This is a genomic window from Photobacterium sp. WH77, from assembly GCF_022014395.1.
In the GTDB taxonomy this organism is placed as follows: Bacteria; Pseudomonadota; Gammaproteobacteria; order Enterobacterales; family Vibrionaceae; genus Photobacterium; species Photobacterium arenosum.
In genome coordinates this window covers 1-19,355 of the sequence record NZ_JAKLTE010000007.1, presented here as the reverse complement: position 1 = coordinate 19,355, position 19,355 = coordinate 1, and the positions used below count along the sequence as shown (strand labels likewise).

At 52.8% G+C, this 19,355-nt stretch carries 23 protein-coding genes; 17 read left to right on the top strand and 6 right to left on the bottom strand.

Annotation, left to right across the window (positions count from 1 at the left end; all coding sequences use genetic code 11):
• Positions 1 to 224 precede the first annotated feature (224 nt).
• The 3 genes from L6J37_RS09390 to L6J37_RS09380 all read left to right on the top strand — a co-directional run bounded on the left by L6J37_RS09390 (position 225) and on the right by L6J37_RS09380 (position 1,901).
• Positions 225 to 629: an OsmC family protein gene (locus tag L6J37_RS09390; RefSeq protein ID WP_027250651.1), complete on the top strand. Its 405-nt coding sequence runs from the start codon at positions 225 to 227 to the stop codon at positions 627 to 629.
• A 53-nt stretch (positions 630 to 682) separates the two neighbouring features.
• Positions 683 to 904, top strand: coding sequence for a YheU family protein (locus L6J37_RS09385; RefSeq protein ID WP_192015923.1), 222 nt, complete (start codon positions 683 to 685; stop codon positions 902 to 904).
• A gap of 127 nt (positions 905 to 1,031) precedes the next feature.
• Positions 1,032 to 1,901: a phosphoribulokinase gene (locus L6J37_RS09380; protein WP_027250653.1), complete on the top strand. Its 870-nt coding sequence runs from the start codon at positions 1,032 to 1,034 to the stop codon at positions 1,899 to 1,901.
• 38 nt (positions 1,902 to 1,939) lie between these two features.
• On the opposite strand, the gene L6J37_RS09375 is transcribed toward L6J37_RS09380, so the two are convergent.
• Positions 1,940 to 2,911, bottom strand: a complete 972-nt coding sequence (locus L6J37_RS09375; RefSeq protein WP_192015922.1) for a hydrolase — start codon at positions 2,909 to 2,911, stop codon at positions 1,940 to 1,942.
• An 11-nt stretch (positions 2,912 to 2,922) separates the two neighbouring features.
• Complete coding sequence (locus L6J37_RS09370) at positions 2,923 to 4,323, bottom strand: aminotransferase-like domain-containing protein (RefSeq protein WP_237794865.1); 1,401 nt, start codon at positions 4,321 to 4,323, stop codon at positions 2,923 to 2,925.
• Positions 4,324 to 4,452: 129 nt separating this feature from the next.
• Between L6J37_RS09370 and L6J37_RS09365 the strand changes: the two genes are divergently transcribed.
• Positions 4,453 to 5,055: a LysE family translocator gene (locus L6J37_RS09365; RefSeq protein ID WP_192015920.1), complete on the top strand. Its 603-nt coding sequence runs from the start codon at positions 4,453 to 4,455 to the stop codon at positions 5,053 to 5,055.
• A 42-nt stretch (positions 5,056 to 5,097) separates the two neighbouring features.
• Here L6J37_RS09365 and L6J37_RS09360 read toward each other — a convergent pair whose 3' ends face one another.
• Both L6J37_RS09360 and L6J37_RS09355 read right to left on the bottom strand, forming a co-directional pair.
• The gene (locus tag L6J37_RS09360; protein ID WP_192015919.1) at positions 5,098 to 5,571 is read right to left on the bottom strand and encodes a TIGR02444 family protein; all 474 of its coding nucleotides are present in this window, start codon (positions 5,569 to 5,571) and stop codon (positions 5,098 to 5,100) included.
• A complete protein-coding gene (locus L6J37_RS09355; protein ID WP_192015918.1) occupies positions 5,558 to 7,486 on the bottom strand; it encodes an ABC transporter ATP-binding protein in 1,929 nt (642 codons plus the stop codon). The genes L6J37_RS09360 and L6J37_RS09355 overlap by 14 nt, the downstream gene beginning before the upstream one ends.
• Before the next feature lie 241 nt (positions 7,487 to 7,727).
• Here L6J37_RS09355 and kefG point away from each other — a divergent pair, with 241 nt between their 5' ends.
• The 4 genes from kefG (at position 7,728) to slyD (ending at position 10,955) form a co-directional block, all read left to right on the top strand.
• Positions 7,728 to 8,303 carry a glutathione-regulated potassium-efflux system ancillary protein KefG gene (gene kefG / locus L6J37_RS09350; RefSeq protein ID WP_192015917.1) on the top strand — a complete coding sequence of 192 codons (576 nt, stop codon included), beginning with the start codon at positions 7,728 to 7,730 and terminating at the stop codon, positions 8,301 to 8,303.
• Complete coding sequence (kefB, locus tag L6J37_RS09345; protein WP_237794864.1) at positions 8,293 to 10,098, top strand: glutathione-regulated potassium-efflux system protein KefB; 1,806 nt, start codon at positions 8,293 to 8,295, stop codon at positions 10,096 to 10,098. The genes kefG and kefB overlap by 11 nt, the downstream gene beginning before the upstream one ends.
• 45 nt (positions 10,099 to 10,143) lie before the next feature.
• Complete coding sequence (locus L6J37_RS09340) at positions 10,144 to 10,353, top strand: YheV family putative zinc ribbon protein (protein ID WP_027250660.1); 210 nt, start codon at positions 10,144 to 10,146, stop codon at positions 10,351 to 10,353.
• Between the two features lie 86 nt (positions 10,354 to 10,439).
• The gene (gene slyD, locus L6J37_RS09335) at positions 10,440 to 10,955 is read left to right on the top strand and encodes a peptidylprolyl isomerase (protein WP_192015915.1); all 516 of its coding nucleotides are present in this window, start codon (positions 10,440 to 10,442) and stop codon (positions 10,953 to 10,955) included.
• Positions 10,956 to 11,078: 123 nt separating this feature from the next.
• Here slyD and L6J37_RS09330 read toward each other — a convergent pair whose 3' ends face one another.
• A complete protein-coding gene (locus tag L6J37_RS09330; protein ID WP_192015914.1) occupies positions 11,079 to 11,303 on the bottom strand; it encodes a SlyX family protein in 225 nt (74 codons plus the stop codon).
• Positions 11,304 to 11,331: 28 nt separating this feature from the next.
• Positions 11,332 to 12,312: a WD40 repeat domain-containing protein gene (locus L6J37_RS09325; protein WP_237794863.1), complete on the bottom strand. Its 981-nt coding sequence runs from the start codon at positions 12,310 to 12,312 to the stop codon at positions 11,332 to 11,334.
• 192 nt (positions 12,313 to 12,504) lie between these two features.
• Between L6J37_RS09325 and fkpA the strand changes: the two genes are divergently transcribed.
• From fkpA to L6J37_RS09280, 9 genes are all read left to right on the top strand, one after another.
• Positions 12,505 to 13,311 carry an FKBP-type peptidyl-prolyl cis-trans isomerase gene (gene fkpA / locus L6J37_RS09320; protein ID WP_237794968.1) on the top strand — a complete coding sequence of 269 codons (807 nt, stop codon included), beginning with the start codon at positions 12,505 to 12,507 and terminating at the stop codon, positions 13,309 to 13,311.
• A gap of 255 nt (positions 13,312 to 13,566) precedes the next feature.
• The gene (locus L6J37_RS09315; RefSeq protein ID WP_202602059.1) at positions 13,567 to 14,256 is read left to right on the top strand and encodes a helix-turn-helix transcriptional regulator; all 690 of its coding nucleotides are present in this window, start codon (positions 13,567 to 13,569) and stop codon (positions 14,254 to 14,256) included.
• Entirely contained in the window at positions 14,253 to 14,645 is a 393-nt protein-coding gene (gene tusD, locus L6J37_RS09310) for a sulfurtransferase complex subunit TusD (RefSeq protein ID WP_192015912.1), read from the top strand. The genes L6J37_RS09315 and tusD overlap by 4 nt, the downstream gene beginning before the upstream one ends.
• 14 nt (positions 14,646 to 14,659) lie before the next feature.
• Positions 14,660 to 15,016, top strand: coding sequence for a sulfurtransferase complex subunit TusC (gene tusC / locus L6J37_RS09305; RefSeq protein WP_192016095.1), 357 nt, complete (start codon positions 14,660 to 14,662; stop codon positions 15,014 to 15,016).
• A gap of 42 nt (positions 15,017 to 15,058) precedes the next feature.
• Entirely contained in the window at positions 15,059 to 15,349 is a 291-nt protein-coding gene (gene tusB, locus L6J37_RS09300) for a sulfurtransferase complex subunit TusB (RefSeq protein WP_192015911.1), read from the top strand.
• A 179-nt stretch (positions 15,350 to 15,528) separates the two neighbouring features.
• Entirely contained in the window at positions 15,529 to 15,903 is a 375-nt protein-coding gene (rpsL, locus tag L6J37_RS09295) for a 30S ribosomal protein S12 (protein ID WP_004399892.1), read from the top strand.
• 98 nt (positions 15,904 to 16,001) lie between these two features.
• Positions 16,002 to 16,472, top strand: a complete 471-nt coding sequence (gene rpsG / locus L6J37_RS09290; protein WP_027250668.1) for a 30S ribosomal protein S7 — start codon at positions 16,002 to 16,004, stop codon at positions 16,470 to 16,472.
• Between the two features lie 87 nt (positions 16,473 to 16,559).
• A complete protein-coding gene (gene fusA, locus L6J37_RS09285; protein ID WP_192015910.1) occupies positions 16,560 to 18,656 on the top strand; it encodes an elongation factor G in 2,097 nt (698 codons plus the stop codon).
• Positions 18,657 to 18,761: 105 nt separating this feature from the next.
• A partial coding sequence (locus tag L6J37_RS09280) for a GTP-binding protein (protein WP_237794861.1) occupies positions 18,762 to 19,355 on the top strand: 594 nt, incomplete at its 3' end.

Genomic DNA, 19,355 nt, shown 5'->3' with positions numbered 1-19,355 from the left:
TGGGGTTGGGTATAACAATATCATTGTTTGCCAACTAGGATATTCAGTCAACGGCTGGGCTGCAAGCGCATGTGAACATTCAGTCCAAGAGTTTAACTTTTTTCGACACGCATTGCTTGATATTGGGTGACGATAAATGCACATTTTGGACGCTTTACTGTGCACATGATCACACAGTTGTGACTTAGTTTTTAAATGCGGGTTTGAGTAGTAAGGAGCATCGCATGCAATCACGTGTTAAATGGGTAGAAGGTTTGACTTTTGTCGGCCAGTCAAACTCGGGCCACAGTGTGGTCATGGACGGCAACGGCGGCAATACGGCACCGAGTCCGATGGAACTGGTGCTGATGGCAGCGGGCGGTTGCAGCTCCGTCGATGTGGTCGACGGCCTGAAAAGTGCCGGCCAGGCCATCACGGCCTGCGAAGCAAACATGACCTCAGAGCGCCGCGAGCAGGCACCGCGTTATTTTACCTCGGTCAATCTGCATTTCGTGGTGACAGGCCATGATCTTGATGAAGCGCTGGTGGCCAAAGCGGTCGGTGATTCGCTGGAAAAATATTGCTCTGTGTGCCTGATGCTGGGCAAAGGTGTCACGCTGACACATTCTTATGAAATCGTCGCCGCTTAATGGTGTTTCGGGAAAGCCGTGCCGGTTTTCCCCCTTATTTTTCGGTGAGTAGTATGATCATCCCCTGGCAAGAATTGGATCCCGAGACACTCGATAATTTGATAGAACACTTTGTTCTGCGCGAAGGCACGGACTATGGCGAACGCGAGCTGAGTCTGGAGCAGAAAGTCGCCAGAGTCAGACAGCAACTGGACAGCGGCGAGGCCGTGATTATGTTCTCTGAACTCCATGAGACGGTTGATATTAAACTGCGCCGTTCACTGAGCGCAGAATAAAGCTGCCATAATGAAAAGCGGCAGCAGAAAACGGAAGCTGACGCCGATGAACGGGCCCGTGAAACTTGACTGCTTTCTCTGGCCCTGTTACTAACTGATTCCGTTAGGATTAACGACAAGGTATGTCATGTCTGCAAAACACCCGATCATTGCAGTAACAGGTTCCTCCGGAGCAGGAACGTCCACCACCTCAGAAGCCTTCCGTAAAATGTTTAACATGTTGAACATTCATGCGGCCTGGCTGGAAGGGGACAGTTTCCACCGGTTCACCCGTCCTGAAATGGATGTGGAGATCCGTAAAGCCAAAGAGCAAGGCCGTCATATCAGTTATTTTGGCCCGCAGGCCAACGACTTTGCTCAGTTGGGCAACTTTTTCCGCCAGTATGGCGAAGACGGCAGCGGCAAGTTTCGCCGTTACCTGCACACCTTTGACGAGGCCGTGCCGTATAACCAGATGCCGGGCACATTCACCCCCTGGCAGGATTTGCCGGAAAATACCGACCTGCTGTTTTATGAAGGGCTTCATGGCGGTGTGGTGGACGGTGATGTCAACGTGGCACAGCATGTGGATCTGCTGATTGGCATGGTGCCTATTGTTAACCTGGAGTGGATTCAGAAAATCGTCCGTGATACCCGGGATCGCGGCCATTCCCGCGAGGCGGTGATGGAGTCCATTGTTCGCTCGATGGATGATTACCTGAATTACATCACGCCACAGTTCTCCCGTACCCATATCAACTTTCAGCGTGTGCCGACGGTGGATACTTCGAACCCTGTCAGTGCCAAAGCGATCCCCAGTCTGGACGAGAGTTTTGTGGTGATCCGTTTTCGCGGCATCAAAAACGTGGATTTTCCGTATCTGCTGGCGATGATTCAGGGATCGTTTATGTCGCGCCACAATACCCTGGTGGTGCCGGGCGGTAAAATGAGCTTTGCGATGGAGCTGATCATGCGGCCACTCATCCAGCAGTTAATTGACACAGGTAAGATAGGTTAATACTGACAAAACAACGCCTGCTTGCAGGCGTTGTTTTGTTATGCCCCCAGTTTGTCCCTGAACCAGGCCGGCACTGTGTGATCCAGCCAGAAGCTCGGCGCCCGCCAACTGCCGCTGATAAATCCTACGTGGCCGCCATGCCGGGTCAGGTGATAGTCAATGTGCGGCGGCAGCGGTTGTCTGGGTATCACGGCCTTGGTCATAAAGGGATCGTCGGCGGCATGAATCACCCGCAACGGCGTCGTGACCAGGGCCAGTTTGCCCAGTCCGCTGCAGCGCAGGTAGTAATCCTCGGCATTGCTGAAACCATGCAAAGGTGCGGTGACGGCATCGTCAAACTGGCGCAGCGAGCGTAGCGATGTAATCTGATCGGCCTGAAATGGCAGAGTATCCGGTAATGACGCCATTTTTTTCAGCACATTTTTTTTCATAGAGCCCAGCAGGTAGCGCTGATAGACACGCGAAAACCCTTGCTGTATCCGGTCAGAGCAGGCCGCCAGATCCAAGGGCGGTGAGATGACCTGAGCGGCAGTGAGTTCCGACGCGGCGCCGGTTTCGGCAAGATAATTGACCAGCATGTTCCCGCCCAGCGAGACACCGACTGCCAGCAGGGGATTGTGGGGAAAGCGCTCACGCAGGAGGCGGATAAAAAAGGTGGCGTCTGAGGTTTCCCCCGAATGATAGCTTCTCGCCTGACGGTTAATTTCGCCGCTGCAGCCGCGAAAATGCATCATCACCCCCAGCCATCCCTGCTGTTTGGCGGCAAACAGCAGGCTGTGGGCGTAAGGGCTGCGAAAACTGCCTTCCAGGCCGTGAAAGAGGATCATGACAGGCTTGTGCGCCGGATGGTGAGACGGTGTGCCGGTCCAGACCAGATCGAGAAAATCATCATCCGGGGTCTGAATCCGCTCTGTCAGCGGCTCGAACCGGGCCTGACGACGGATAATCCGCGGCAGAATGGTTTGTATATGGGCGTTACGCAGGCCAGCGGCGGGCTCAAAATGATGCATCAGTTTCTCTCTCACAGCGGAAAATCAGGGTATGGCTCCTGAGCCAGCAGCTCAGCAAGGATTGCCAGACCTTGTTCCAGTTTATCATGATTGTGCGGCGCGCTGATGGCCAGACGCACAGCCTGGGGTATGGTGCTGCCCGGCGGCGTAAACAGCTCAGCCGATTTGACTATCACCTCTCTGGCTTGCGCTGCGGCGACAAAATCACTCAACCGCCAGTTATCCGGCAAGGTGAGCCAGGCATGGAAGCTCTGCGCGTGATGCTGAATGTGATAAGAGTGCAGATAGCGGTCGAGCAACAATTTTCGCTGGGCTATGTCTTCCCGGATCGCGGTCAGCAGCCGATCGGCATCGCCCCGGTGGATCAGCTCGCAGGCCAGAGCACTGAGCAGCGGGCTGATCATCAGGCAGTGATGGTGCAGCGCCGTGTTCAGTCTGTCCTGATGTTTGCCCGGCACCTGGATATAACCCAGTCGTAAACCAGGGGCGAGGCATTTAGACAGGCTGCCGAAGTGGATCACCTGCTCACTGTCGAGGTTGACCATCGGCGGCGGGGCGTCGACAGGCAGCAGGCCATTGACATCATCTTCAATCACCAGTACTTGATGGCGGCGGCACACCGCCAGAATCGCTTCGCGCCTTTCCCGGCTCATGACTGCCGTTGTCGGATTTTGCAGGGTAGGCGTGCAGTAAAGCATCCGCGGCTGATACAGGCGACAGGCGGTATCCAGACTCTCGGGTATCAGGCCTTGCTGATCCATTTCCACCGCTTTGACATTAAGCTGCATCTGACGGGCCAGCCCGAGAAAGCCGGGATAGACCACTTGCTCGGTCAGCAGAGTATCGCCGCTGCGGCAGAACACAGACAGCACCAGCTGAATGGCATGCTGCGCGCCGGAGGTGAAATGCATACGCGCCGGGTCGAGCAGAATGCCATGGCGGTTGAGCCAGTGGCAAATCACGTCTCTGTGTTCGCTCAACCCTTGCGGATCCTGATACAGCATCAGGTGGTTGAGCTGATCCGCTTGCTGTGCGAGTGTCTGCATGGCCTGTGCCAGCGGCGCTGATCTGTCGAGATAAGGCGGGATGTTATAGCCAAAATTGCACTCATCGGGTGCCTGAGAGGGGTAACTGAATACCCAGCCCGGACGGTTACTCTGGCAGACATAAGTGCCGGCTCCCACCCTGGCTTCCACCAGCCCCCGGCGTTCGGCTTCGGCATAGGCGCGGGTAATGGTCCCGACCGTCACCTGCAGTTTATCGGCCATGGCTCTGTGCGTCGGCAGCTTGCTGCCAGCTGTCAGCAGGCCGGATTCAATCAGATGTGCCATGGTTTCGGCCAGGCGACGGTATTTTGGCAGCCCATCGTCACACCTTTCGAAGAAATCTTGCTGAATGATCTCGATTGTCATGGTGACAATAAATCCTTTGATCGCAAATTACACCCTTGGTAGTCTGCATTTTGACCGCTTTGGCGTGGTTAAAGCAAGTGAAAGTTGGAATTGTATCGGTACAATAAGGCGTGAATCACGGAGTGGCAGATGAACCTGGAATGGCAATTTTTGATGTCTCTGGCCGCATTTGCGGCCACTATGACCGGGACACCCGGGCCGAACAATATGATGGTGACGGCCTCAGGGGCTAATTTTGGTTACTGGCGCACTGTGCCGCACATGCTGGGCATTGGCGGGGGGCTGGTGAGTATGATTCTGCTGGTAGCGGCTGGGCTGGGGGTGCTTTTTGTGCGATACCCTGTGCTGCATGAAGCCCTGCGCTGGCTGGGCAGTGGCTATTTGCTGTATCTGGCCTGGAAGATTGCCTCTTCCGGGGGCAGGGTTCAGGCTGAAGGCAATGACGCCAGACCTATGCCTTTTCTCGCGGCGGCTCTGTTCCAGTATGTTAACCCTAAAGCCTGGATGATGTCGGTGACCGCGATCAGTACCTTTACCATGAACGGGGATGGGTACTGGCTGTCAGCGGCGGCGGTCGCCCTGATTTTCTTTGTGGTGGGCTTTCCCTGCGTCTCACTCTGGGCCGGATTTGGCACCATGATTGGCCGCTGGCTGAACCAGCCGAAAGCCAGACGGATATTCAATCTGGTGATGGGAGCGCTGACCGCAGGTTGTGTGGTGATGATATGGTAAGGCAGCCGGGCTGCCTTGATCATACTGCTTTCACCACGGTGGTCAGCCGCGAATCGCTGCTGTCAGGCTGGCGGCATTCAGATGCTGGCAGTACTGGCCCAGGTTGTCGGCTGGCGGCGGCAACGCGGCTCTGGCCTGCTGCGCCTGATGGTTCAGACAGCGAATCAGATCCTGTTGCTGGCTTTGTTCCAGCAGCAGCTCAAAGTCCAGCATCTGCTGATAACCAGGCTGATCCAGCTGAGGTTTCAGCGCGCGGCGCAACTGGCGGTAGGCTTTGAGCTGGCTGTCGCTCGCGGCCAGTGCTTTATCCAGCTGGCGGATTTCTGTCTCTGACAATGAGTACTGCTGGCTGTCGAGCCAGAGCAGTAACAGGGCCAGATTAACGTTGCCACGGAAATCGTCCTGAAGTTGCAGGCAGGCCTGACTGACGCCGCCCAGGCTGTAGTGCTGCAGACAGAAACGCCAGAACTGATCAGGCTGAAAAGGCTGACGTGTGGTGTGTTCAGAATTTGACATTGAATTCCTGTTCCATACTTTCCAACTGCTCATGCAGTTCCATCCATTCCATCTCAACCTCTTCCAGTGCAGCTTTGGCCTGACTCTGGTCAAGCAAGGTCTGGTTCAGTCGCGCTTTGTTGTCCGCTTCATAGATGCTGGCATCAGACAAGGCGGCTTCCGCTGTCGCCAGTGACTGGCTGAGCTTTTCCATCTTCGCTTCCAGTTTGTCAACCTGCTTGCGCAGTGGTGCGGTTTGTTTGCGGAACTCAGCTTCCAGGCGTTTCAGCTCTTTGCGTGAAGCGGCACTGTTGTCTTTGCTGGCGGTGTCCGGCTTACTGGCTTGCTGCTCGCGGCGCTCACTGCGCTGCTGCTCTGCCAGCCACTTGTGGTAATCATTGAGATCGCCGTCGAACGGTTCGACTTTTCTGTCATGCACCAGATACAAATCGTCTGTGGTCGCGCGCAGCAGATAGCGGTCGTGGCTGACGATGACCATCGCCCCTTCAAAGGACTGCAGGGCCAGCGTCAGCGCCTGGCGCATGTCGAGATCCAGGTGGTTGGTCGGTTCATCAAGCAGCAGCAGGTTCGGGCGTTGCCACACGATCAGTGCCAGTACCAGGCGGGCTTTTTCTCCCCCTGAAAAGGGGCCGACCAGATCCAGTGCCTTGTCGCCTTTGAAGCCAAAACTGCCGAGGTAGTCGCGCAGTTGCTGTTCTGTTGCCTCAGGGGCCAGGCGGTTCATGTGCTGGAGCGGGGTTTCATCCAGACGCAGGGTTTCCAGCTGGTGCTGGGCAAAATAACCAATTTTCACCCCTTGCGAGTACGTCAGCTCGCCGGCCTGTACCGCCAGTTCACCTGAGAGTAATTTGATCAGGGTGGATTTACCGGCACCGTTACGGCCCAGCAGACCAATCCGGCTGCCCGGTACCAGATTAAGGCGGATCTTATCCAGAATGGGGGTGTCACTATAACCGGCCGCGACCTGATCCATCATCATAATCGGGTTAGGCAGCGAGTCCGGCTCGCGGAATTCAAAGTTGAACGGGTTGTCGAACTGGGCCGGCAGCACTTTTTCCAGCCGCTCCAGCGCCTTGATCCGGCTTTGTGCCTGCCGGGCCTTGCTGGCTTTATAGCGGAAGCGATCGATATAGGACTGCATGTGCGACATTTGCTTTTGCTGCTTCTGATACATCGACTGTTGCAGAACCAGTTTTTCCGCCCGCTGGTTTTCAAACGATGAGTAGTTGCCTGTGTATTCGTTCAGACGCTGGTTTTCGACATGAATAATGCGCCCGACCACAGGATCGAGAAAATCGCGGTCGTGCGAAATCAATACCAGGGTGCCCCGGTAATTCTGCAGCCATTTTTCCAGCCACAGCACGGCATCCAGATCCAGGTGGTTAGTCGGCTCATCAAGCAGCAGTAAATCGGAACGGCACAGCAGAGCCTGGGCAAGATTAAGGCGCATCCGCCAGCCACCGGAAAACTGCGTCAGGTTCCACTCCATCTGGGCTTGCGAAAAGCCCAGGCCATCGAGCAGCTCGGATGCCCGGGCTTTGATGCTGTAACCGCCAATGGCGTCGAGCTTGTCGTGCAGCAGGGCTACTTTGTTGCCGTCATCGGCCTGTTCTGCCGCCTGCAGTGCCTGCTCCAGCTGGCGGTATTCCCGGTCACCGTCAATCACATAATCCAGTGCGGTGCGTTCTAAAGCCGGTGTTTCCTGTGCTACCCAGGCCAGTTCCCAGTGCGATGGAACAGAATGTTGTCCGGCATCGACGGTCAGCTCGTTTTTGATCAGCGAAAACAGGGTGGATTTGCCACAGCCATTCTTGCCCACCAGCCCGACTTTATCGCCAGGATGAATAGTGGCAGTTGCCTGATCTAAAAGGACATTTCCGCCCCTGAGTAATTGAATATCAGAAAAAGTGATCATCGCCTGTTACTACCGGCTGTTGCCGCTCCACAACAAATAGGTTTCTGGTGCGGCAGTCTATACTAAACCTCGGTTAACTGCGAACAAGGCCGAAGACCCGGGAACGGGCAGCGCATTATTTTGCTGTTGAAATCTCAGGAATTAAGCGATCTTTTGGCGTCAGAATTCGGTATGATGTTTCAAGAGCCGGGACATCCCGTTAATGCTCATGATGTTACTCAGGGAAATGAGGACCAGGCCTATGGAGCACGCCCCACCACGCATTCTGCTGATTTACGCGCATCCGGACCCCGATGCGTCTGTTGCCAATAAAGCCATGCTATCGACAGTGGCTAACCTGTCTCATGTGACATTTCACGATCTGTACGGCAAGTACCCGGATTTTTTCATCGATATCACTTATGAACGTGCCTTGCTGGCTCAGCATGATGTTTTGGTTTTTCAGCACCCTCTTTATATGTACTCATGCCCTTCGCTGCTCAAGGAATGGATTGATGTGGTGCTCAGCAAAGGGTTCGCCCACGGGGATGGCAAGGCCACCAAGGGCAAATACTGGCGTTCAGTGATCACTACGGGCGGGGCAGCCGAAGCCTACACGCCGGATGGTTATAACCGCAGCAGTGTGGGCGACATCCTGAAACCGTTTGAACTCACTGCCGAGCTGTGCCAGATGCACTGGATACCGCCGCTGGTGCTGCACTGGGCACGACGGGTGCCGGATGCTGAACGGCGCGAACATGCGCAGTTGTACCGGGAGTGGCTGCTCTCACCATTGGCTGAGACAGGGGCCGACAGGGAGAAGCGTTATGGCGTCTGATGTATTGAGTGCCGGTGTGGTGTTTCTGGCGGCGGCCGTTGTGGCTGTGCCTGTTGCCCAGCGCCTCGGGCTGGGGTCGGTTTTGGGCTATCTGCTGGCCGGGATCGGCATTGGTCCCTGGGGGCTGGGGCTGATCAATGATGTGGAGGAAGTGCTGCATTTTTCCGAGTTCGGGGTCGTTCTGCTGCTGTTTCTGATTGGACTGGAACTGAACCCCAGCAAACTCTGGCAGATGCGACAACCCATTTTGGGCTTAGGCGGCAGTCAGGTGGTACTGACCAGTTTAGTGATTGCCTCTCTGGTGCTCTTGTGCGGGCAATTCGTCGGAGCGGTGGATTGGCGGGTAGCTCTGGTTATAGGTATGGGGCTGGCGTTATCTTCCACCGCGATAGCACTGCGGATCATTGAAGAGCAGGGCATAGGCGGCTCGCAAACCGGGCAATCCGGCTTTGCTGTGCTGTTGTTTCAGGATATCGCCGTGATCCCTATGCTGGCGGTGTTGCCTCTGCTGGCAGGCAGCGATGGCGGCACCTGGCTGGATTTGGCCGCCATGGTGGCAGGCATAGCCGTGTTGCTGGTCGGCGGCCATTTTCTCCTGCGACCGTTGTTTCGCTGGGTCGTGATGTCCGGGGTGCGTGAGCTCTTTACCGTCACGGCTTTGCTGCTGGTGATAGGTATTGCACTGGGCATGGAAATCCTCGGCCTGTCTATGGCTCTTGGCACCTTTCTGGCCGGGGTGCTGCTGGCGGAAAGCGAATACCGCCATGAGCTTGAAATCGCCATCGAGCCGTTTAAAGGACTGCTGCTCGGGTTGTTCTTTATCTCAGTTGGTATGGCGGTCAATCTCGGCCTGCTGCTGGAATACCCGTTACAAATTCTCGCGGCTGTGGTGGCTTTGGTGACGGTTAAGGGTTTAATCCTGTATCTGCTGGCTCGCTTGTTCGGTATTCAGGCCAAGTCGCGCAGCCAGATGGCGGCCATTCTCAGTCAGGGCGGTGAATTTGCTTTTGTACTCTTTACTGCTGCACGCAGCGAAGGGTTGTTAGAGGCGGATTTGAGCAGTTTCTTACTGGTGGTGGTGAGTCTGTCTATGATGACCACGCCTTTGATCTTACGTTTGCAGGATAAATGGTTCATACGTACTTTTAAGGCTGAAGCCAGTGATGAACCAGAATCCGATGTGATCGATCGCGAACCCAGGGTGATCATTACCGGGTTTGGCCGTTTTGGTCAGGTCGTCGGCAGGCTGCTGTTTGCCAATAAAATCCGGGTCACTATATTAGAACGGGATCCAAGTCAGATTCAGTTCCTGCGTAAGTTTGGCTATAAGGTGTATTATGGCGATGCCAGCCAGCTCGATTTACTGCGTGCGGCCGGCGCAGAAAAAGCAGAAGCTATCATTATCTGTACCGACAATCCGGAAGAGGTGATGCAGGTGGTTGTCCTTTGTCAGCAACATTTCCCGCGCCTGAAAATACTGGCACGCGCCCGCAGCCGGGTGGAAGCGCATCAGTTGCTCAGCCACGGGGTGGACAGGTTTTCTCGTGAGACCTTTGCCGGCGCGCTGGATCTGGGGCGCCAGGCTCTGGTTGCACTGGGTATGCACCCCTACAAAGCCAAACGGGCAGAAGCACATTTTCGCAAATTAGATACCACCGCCTTGCGGGACTTGTTACCCCAGCATTCGGAAGATGTCCACTTAGCCACCCGGGCCAGAGAAGCCCGTAAAGAGCTGGAAGAGATCTTCGATCGGGAAATGCGGGGCGAACGTGAGCGACACAATGGCTGGGACTGACCGGCCCTCGGATTAACAGAACCTGGCAGTAGCAGGAAAGGAACCATGAGTAAGAAACGTTTTATCGCCGGGGCGGTATGCCCGGCGTGCCAGCAGCAAGACACCCTTCGCTGGTGGCTGGAAAATGAAGTAGAGAAAGTCGAGTGTGTGGCTTGCCATCATACCGATACGCGCCTGCCTAAATCGGTTGAAGACAGCAAACATGTTGCGGGCTCGACATCAGAACAGGTGATCGGCATTTTCAAGCCGGAGTAAAATCGCCGGCACGAACAAAATTGGCGTCATAGCGGGCAGATCCGGTATGATGGCGGATTAAATCCCTGCTCAAATTCGGAGTAAACATGAAAGTCGCTAAAGACACAGTAGTAAGCCTGGCTTATCAAGTGAAAACTGAAGAGGGCGTCGTTGTTGACGAGTCAACCACTGAGGCGCCGCTTGATTACCTGCATGGCCATAACAACCTGATCGTTGGTCTGGAAAATGCACTGGAAGGTCGTGAAGTTGGCGATAAGTTCGAAGTGACTGTGGCGCCAGAAGACGCGTATGGCGAACACCATGAAGAAATGGTTCAGCGAGTACCGGCTGAAGTCTTCCAGGGTGTGGATGAAATTACTGTGGGAATGCGCTTCCTGGCGGATACGGATCAGGGTCCTATCCCTGTTGAAGTGACCGAAGTGGATGGTGATGAAGTGGTGGTTGACGGTAACCACATGCTGGCGGGTCAGACGTTGACGTTCAACGTTGAAATCGTTGCTACTCGTGCGGCGACCGAAGATGAGGTTGCTCACGGCCATATCCATCAGGAAGGCGGTCATGACCACGATCACGACCATGATGGCGGTTGCTGCAACCACTAAGCCATCTTGTCATGACGACAAAAACGGGAAGCTCAGGCTTCCCGTTTTTGTATCATCAGTTTATCAGTGCCTTCTGCGCGGCATCAGTGCCTTCTGCGCGGCATCAGTGCCTTCTGCGCGGCATCAGTAATGCGGTGGCGGGGTCTCTTCACTTTCACTGGCGATATTGGACGCCTGAGAGCCTTGCACTTTGCCTGCTAAATAGCGTACCTGTACCAGCAGTTTGTCGAGCAGAAACTGCTGCTGGGTCAATGCACTATTTAGCTCTTCAATGGTCTGTTCCTGAAAAGCCTGCTTCATTTCCAGCTCATCAATCTGAGTCTGTAGCTTTTGTTCGATATCTGTCATTGTCAATGTCGGCTGCTGTTTACTGTGTTCAGTCAGTGATATACCAGTCCTGGGCGATGCCGGCTGAGCTGCCTGAGCGAACGTCACCGTCTGGTGTGATGGTGACATCATACACCACCGCCGACCCCGGACGCTCGTTTTCTTGTGTAGCGGCTTTCCAGTAAGCTTCTCTTTCGCCGGTTGAAGTGTTCCACAGCTCTACCCGTTTGGAAGGGGTACCTGTTGCCAGAAAGCTGCCGTCATCAGAAAAACGTGAACTGGAAAAGTTCTGCTGCCTCAGGCGAATGGCCAGTGCCGACTGTTTATGGCCGTCGGACAAATCCCAGAGAAACGCCTGGTTACCGTTGTCTGCGGTGAAAGCCAGCTTGCCGTCTCGCTGCAGCGCGACCTGGTTGACTCGCGTCGGGTGCTCAAACCGGTAAAGAATCTGGCCGCTGTCCGTATCCCAGAGGTAGGCCAGATTGTCATCCCCACCGGAAAGGGCATAACGGCCGTTGGGGGAGAGGGCGACGGCATTGACTTTTTCTCTGTGGGCAAGGAACTCCAGTCGTCTTCCGTTGCCCAAGTCGACGAACAGCGCTTTGCCGTTTGACAGTGCCAGCAGTACCTGTTTGCCGTCATTGGCGATCGCCGCATCACGTATGATGCCGTCAGAGACAGACCATAATCCCTGTGCCTGACCCCAGGCCAGATCCCATACCGCAAAGTTTTGTGCGGTTACTGTAATGGCAAATCGCTGATTGTCGGATATCTCGCTGTTTGTCACTGTTGTGTGATGTGGATCTTGAGAACCTAAATCAGCTAACTTTTTGTTTTGCTGTAGATCCCAGAGCACGATACCTTGTTGGACGGAATAAAATAGCGCAAAGCGGCCATCCCGGCTCAGGCTGAATGTGGTGGCACCGTCAGCGGCCAGATCCCAGCGCTGGCGTTCCGGGCCGGAAATATCACAACCGGCCAGCGTAAAGAGTGCCAGAATGAAAGTTGCTGCTAAAAATGATTGGCGCATGGATCGTACTTTCCGTTTTAAGACTATTGCGTCCCGACTGTGACGCATTTGTGTCCGACGCAGTGAATGACGGTAAGAAAATAGTTGGTATTAGTATATTGATATGGCATGGTTTTAACATAGCTGTGTAGAACCTTGCGTAAAATTAAGAGCTTAGACTCTGAATAAATGGAGAGATACATGAAACCAGTTCTGAAACCAGTTCTAAAAATGTCTGTGTTGGCAGCAACAATTCTGCTGGCGGTAGGCTGTCAGGATGAGAAAACGTCAGCACCGGCAGAGACGGCTGAACCAGTGGCAGTTGAGCAGCAGGCTGCGACAGATGCAAAGGCATTCGAGTCTGATGATCAGAAAGCGGCTTATGCTATCGGGGCTTCACTGGCGCAATATCTGTCAGCTAACCTGGAACAGCAAAAAGAGCTGGGTCTGGATCTGAAAAAAGAAGATGTACTGGCTGGGGTGAGCGATGTCTTTGCCGGTAACAGCCGTATGAGCCAGGAAGAAACGCAGCAGGCGCTGCAGGATCTGGATCAGCGTGTCTCTGACATGATGGCAAGCAAAGCCAAAGAAGAAGCTGAAAAAAACACCAAAGCCGGTGATGACTTCCGTGCTGATTTCGAAAAACAAGAAGGCGTGAAGAAAACCGAATCTGGCCTGCTGTATCAGGTTGAGACTGAAGGTAACGGCGAGATGCCAAAAGCAACCGATACAGTGCAAGTGCACTATAGCGGTACACTGATTGACGGCACGGAATTTGACAGCTCATATAAGCGTAATCAACCGGCCACTTTCCCGCTTAATCAGGTGATTCCGGGCTGGACTGAAGGTGTGCAGCTGATGCCGGTCGGTTCTAAGTTCAAGTTTGTTATCCCGCCAGAGCTGGCTTACGGTTCGCAAGCCAACCCAAGTATTCCGGCAAACTCTACCCTGGTGTTTGAGGTTGAGCTGCTGGATATCGTCAAAGCGGATCAGAACGCAGAAGCCACTGCAGAGCAGTAAGCATTGCGTTTAATAAGACATTCAAGCCCGGCTGATGCTGGGCTTTTTGCATTTATAGCGCTGATTTAGGATCATTTTTGTGCGCTGCAGATTTCATTTTCTGAAGACCTGTTTTCATATTCTGATAAACTTGCAAGCAAGAATTGAATTTTTCCCCGTTTCGTTTAAATCGAAGCTTGCCTTCAACAACAGTGGATCGGGAACAAGCAAGGAAGACAGAAAGTGGTATCGACCGATAACTTTGGCACTGAAGTCATGGTGGAAAGTGACTTAATAGAGACCCGTACTTTTACTGAGCACGACTTTGTTATATTACGCTCATACGAAGCCGTGGTTGATGGACTGGCTACCCTGATTGGGCCTTTTTGTGAAATAGTGCTGCATTCACTGGCCGATCTGAATACCTCGGCGATCAAAATTGCCAACGGTGAAAATACCGGCCGCAAAGTGGGTTCGCCTATTACTGATCTGGCTTTGCGCATGCTGCGTGACATTGAAGGGTCAGAGCGCAATTTCTCCCGGGCCTATTTCACCCGTGCCAAGGGTGGCGCATTGATGAAGTCCATCACGATTGCGATTCGCAATGCCGACGACAATATCATAGGTTTGCTGTGTATCAACGTTAACCTGGATGCTCCTTTTTCCCAGATTCTGCAATCCTTCATGCCAACCGATGAGGCCAAGCAGGCCGCTTCCAGCGTAAATTTTGCCAGCGATGTTGATGAGCTGGTGGATCAGACGGTTGAGCGCACGATCGAAGAAATCAATGCCGACAAGAATGTCTCGAATAATGCCAAAAACCGTCAGATAGTGATGGAGCTATACGACAAAGGGATCTTCGATATTAAAGATGCCATCAACCGGGTTGCTGACCGCCTGAATATCTCCAAACACACTGTCTACTTATATATACGCCAGCGCAAAACGGAGGATGGCGAAAAATGAGCCTGACGTTTGCCCTGGTGGTCGATGGGCCGGCCTACGGGTCGCAGAATGCACGCAGTGCTTATCAGTTTGCTCAGGCCGTTATTGCCAATGGGCACAGGTTGCAACGGGTATTTTTCTATCAGGATGGTGTTCACAACGGTTCTGCACTGGCCGCACCGGCGTCGGATGAGTTTGACTTACTGGCCGCCTGGCAGCTACTGGGCCGTGAGCATCAGGTCGAGTTGCAAACCTGTGTGGCCGCAGCGTTGCGCCGCGGGGTGGTCAGCGAACTCGAAGCCAGCCAGCATGCGCTGCCTGGTCATAATCTGGCCGCTGGCTTTGAACAGGCCGGGCTGGGCGGGCTGGCCGAAGTGTTATTGAGTGCTGATCGCGTGATTCAGTTTTAATTATCCCGGAAAGTATTATGTCTGTCGGATTTGTTTTCACCACCGTACCACAGGGTCTCAACAGCGGCCGTGAAGGGTTAGATGCCGTACTGGCAACTTCTGCTTACAGTGAAGAGTTGCAATTGTTCTTTATTGGCGATGGGGTATGGCAACTGCTTAAAGGCCAGCAGGGTGCGGCGGTGCTGGGGCGTGAATACAGTGCCGCCTTTAAAATGCTGCCACTGTATGATCTTGAAGATGTGTTTGTGTGCCGCGAGTCAATGGCGGAGCGCGGGCTCACACTGGATGATTTGCTGATCGAGGCGGAACTGCTTTCTCCGCAGGATCTGACCGCCAGACTTCACCGTTGCCAGAAAATTCTCAGTTACTAGTTTCTCTGCGACTTATGCTGCGTGCAGTTTTCAGGACTTTCTATGTTACACATGATTTTTTCTTCTCCTTTTCAAAATCGGGCTTTACAGCAGTGCGTTGCTCAACTTTTACCCGGTGATGAAATTGTGTTGCTGCAAGACGGCGTTGTCGCCGCCACCTCACCGGGTCAGCTTGAATCTGCATTGAAACAAGCGGCGGCCGTGTACGTACTGGAGACGGATTTACTGGCGAGAGGCCTGGCAGGGCGGGTTGCCGCGGATGTGGATGTGATTGATCACAACATGTTGGTGGAGTTGACGGTACGTCATCCTAACTGCATGAAATGGGCCTGAATAAACGCGGTTAAAAAGGATTCAACCGGCCGTAAAGTGGGTGGTTAAGAAATGATCATAGATGTGATCGCTGTATATATCTTGACACCTTATAGTCCGACGCCTAAAATTTCGCGTCCTCCTGTTGTTGGGAGGCAGATTTTTCACCTTTACGAAAGTAAATAATCAGGAGCTATTTAATGGCAACTATTAACCAGCTGGTACGCAAACCACGTGCAAAGCAAGTTGTTAAGAGCAACGTGCCTGCGCTAGAAGCGTGTCCACAAAAACGTGGTGTATGTACTCGTGTATACACTACTACTCCAAAAAAACCAAACTCCGCACTGCGTAAAGTATGTCGTGTACGTCTGACCAATGGTTTTGAAGTAACGTCATACATCGGCGGTGAAGGCCACAACCTGCAAGAGCACAGTGTTGTTCTTATCCGTGGTGGTCGTGTTAAAGACCTTCCAGGTGTTCGTTACCACACTGTTCGTGGTGCACTTGACTGTGCGGGTGTTAACGACCGTAAACAAGGTCGTTCTAAGTACGGTGTGAAGCGTCCTAAGTCTTAATGGAATCCGTTAAGTAAGGCCAAACACTAAATTATTTGTAATTTTGAAAAAACTGAAAAGTTTTGGATAAAACCTGAAGAAGACAACGGAGAATTTCCATGCCACGTCGTCGCGTAATTGGTCAGCGTAAGATCCTTCCAGATCCTAAGTTCAAATCTGAATTGCTGGCAAAATTCGTCAACATCCTGATGGTTGACGGTAAGAAATCTACTGCAGAGAAAATTGTTTACACTGCACTGGATTCAATGGCTGAGCGCTCTGGTGAAGAGCACCTGTCAATTTTTGAAAAAGCTCTTGATAACGTTCGCCCAGCGGTAGAAGTTAAATCTCGCCGTGTAGGTGGTTCAACTTACCAGGTACCAGTAGAAGTACGTCCTGTGCGTCGTAATGCTCTGGCTATGCGTTGGTTGGTTGAAGCTGCGCGTAAGCGTGGTGAAAAATCTATGGCTGCTCGCCTGGCTGCTGAAATGCTGGACGCTGCCGACAACAAAGGTTCTGCTGTTAAGAAACGTGAAGACGTTCACCGTATGGCAGAAGCGAACAAAGCGTTCGCACACTACCGCTGGTAATTTCATTATTAGCGAATGGGCGCAGCAGGCTTGGCCTGCTGCGCCCGTACCATTTTCTAAGGATAACCTTAGTAAGAGGATTCAACCGTGGCTCGCAAAACTCCTATTGAGCGTTACCGTAACATCGGTATTTGCGCTCACGTAGACGCCGGTAAAACAACCACGACCGAGCGTATCCTGTTTTACACAGGTCTTTCCCATAAAATTGGTGAAGTACACGATGGTGCAGCTACCATGGACTGGATGGAACAGGAGCAGGAGCGTGGGATTACCATAACCTCTGCTGCCACTACAACCTTCTGGCGTGGTATGGACGCTCAGTTTCCTGAGCATCGCATCAATATTATCGACACCCCAGGACACGTTGATTTCACTATCGAAGTAGAGCGTTCCCTACGCGTACTTGATGGTGCAGTGGTTGTTTTCTGTGGTTCATCCGGTGTTGAACCTCAGTCTGAGACAGTATGGCGTCAGGCTGACAAATACGAAGTACCGCGTATGGTCTTCGTCAACAAGATGGACCGTGCAGGTGCTGATTTCCTGCGTGTGGTTGAGCAAATCAAAGTTCGTCTTGGTGCAAATCCAGTACCTATTCAGCTGAATATTGGTGCGGAAGAAGAATTCAAAGGTGTGATCGACCTGATTAAAATGAAAGCGATCAACTGGAATGAAGCCGATCAGGGCATGAGCTTCACTTATGAAGACATTCCGGCAGACATGCAAGAGCTGGCCGAAGAATGGCACACGAATCTGGTTGAGTCAGCGGCTGAGGCATCAGAAGAGCTGATGGATAAGTACCTGGAAGAAGGTACCTTGTCAGAAGATGAAATCAAAGCCGGTCTGCGCCAACGTACGCTGAACAATGAAATCGTACTGGCAACCTGCGGCTCTGCATTTAAGAACAAAGGTGTTCAGGCTGTACTGGATGCGGTTGTGGAATTCTTGCCATCACCAACGGAAGTAAAAGCAATCCGTGGTGAAGATATGGATGGCAATGAAGTGATCCGCCACTCAAGCGATGAAGAACCTTTCGCTGCGCTGGCGTTTAAGATCGCAACCGACCCGTTCGTAGGCACTCTGACATTTATGCGTGTTTATTCCGGTGTTGTGAATTCAGGCGATAGCGTCTACAACACGGTGAAAGATAAGCGTGAGCGCTTTGGCCGTATCGTTCAGATGCACTCCAATAAGCGTGAAGAAATTAAAGAAGTTCGAGCTGGCGACATCGCGGCAGCAATTGGCCTGAAGAACGTTACTACCGGTGATACTCTGTGCGACCCAGAACACAAAGTGATTCTGGAGCGGATGGAATTCCCAGAGCCAGTGATTCAGATTGCTGTTGAACCAAGGTCGAAAGCCGACCAGGAAAAAATGGGTATTGCACTGGGTAAACTGGCTGCAGAAGATCCATCATTCCGGGTAGAAACCGATGAAGAATCTGGCCAAACCCTGATTTCGGGTATGGGTGAGCTTCATCTGGATATCATCGTTGACCGTATGAAGCGTGAGTTCAGCGTTGAATGTAACGTTGGTAAGCCTCAGGTTGCTTTCCGTGAAACTATCCGTGGTAAAACGGAAGTGGAAGGAAAGTTCGTACGTCAATCTGGTGGTCGCGGCCAGTACGGTCACGTCTGGCTGAAGATTGAGCCTTCCGAGCCGAATGCAGGTTTCGTCTTTGTAGATGAAGTCGTCGGTGGCACAGTGCCGAGAGAATATATCGGTGCAGTTGCTAAAGGTATCGAAGAGCAGATGAAAAATGGTGTGCTTGCCGGTTATCCGGTACTGGACGTCAAAGCGACGCTGTTCGATGGTTCATACCACGATGTTGACTCGAGCGAAATGGCGTTTAAGATCGCCGGTTCTATGGCGTTCAGGAAGGGGGCACTTGATGCGCAACCAGTTATTCTTGAACCTATGATGAAAGTTGAAGTAACCACTCCGGAAGACTGGATGGGTGATGTAGTTGGCGATTTAAACCGTCGTCGCGGCATCATTGGCGGTATGGATGAAGGCCCTGCTGGGCTTAAGATTATCCGTGCCCATGTTCCGCTTTCTGAGATGTTTGGTTACGCAACGGATCTTCGTTCTGCTACCCAAGGCCGTGCTTCCTATTCAATGGAGTTCAGCGAATATGCTGAAGTTCCGAAGAATATCGCCGATGGAATCATCGCTGAACGCGGCTAAACATTAGCAGAAATATTGCGTCAGCTTCGGTTGCCGCATAAAATACAACTTCTGACGCGTCCCACCAATATGTGGGGCGAATCACAACTAGGAAGGAACACGATCGTGTCTAAAGAAAAATTTGAACGTACGAAACCGCACGTTAACGTTGGTACTATCGGCCACGTTGACCACGGTAAAACCACTCTGACTGCTGCTATCTGTACTACTTTGGCTAAAGTATACGGTGGTGCTGCACGTGACTTCGCATCTATCGATAATGCGCCAGAAGAGCGTGATCGTGGTATCACTATCTCTACTTCTCACGTAGAGTACGATACTCCTTCTCGCCACTACGCGCACGTTGACTGCCCAGGACACGCCGACTACGTGAAAAACATGATCACCGGTGCTGCTCAGATGGACGGTGGTATTCTGGTTGTTGCTGCGACTGATGGCCCAATGCCACAGACGCGTGAGCACATCCTGCTGGGTCGTCAGGTTGGTATCCCTTACATCATCGTGTTCATGAACAAGTGCGACATGGTTGATGACGAAGAGCTGCTGGAGCTGGTTGAGATGGAAGTGCGTGAACTTCTGTCTGAGTACGACTTCCCAGGCGACGATTGCCCAGTAATCATGGGTTCTGCTCTGGGTGCACTGAACGGTGAAGCTCAGTGGGAAGAGAAAATTGTTGAGCTGGCTGAAGCGCTGGACAAC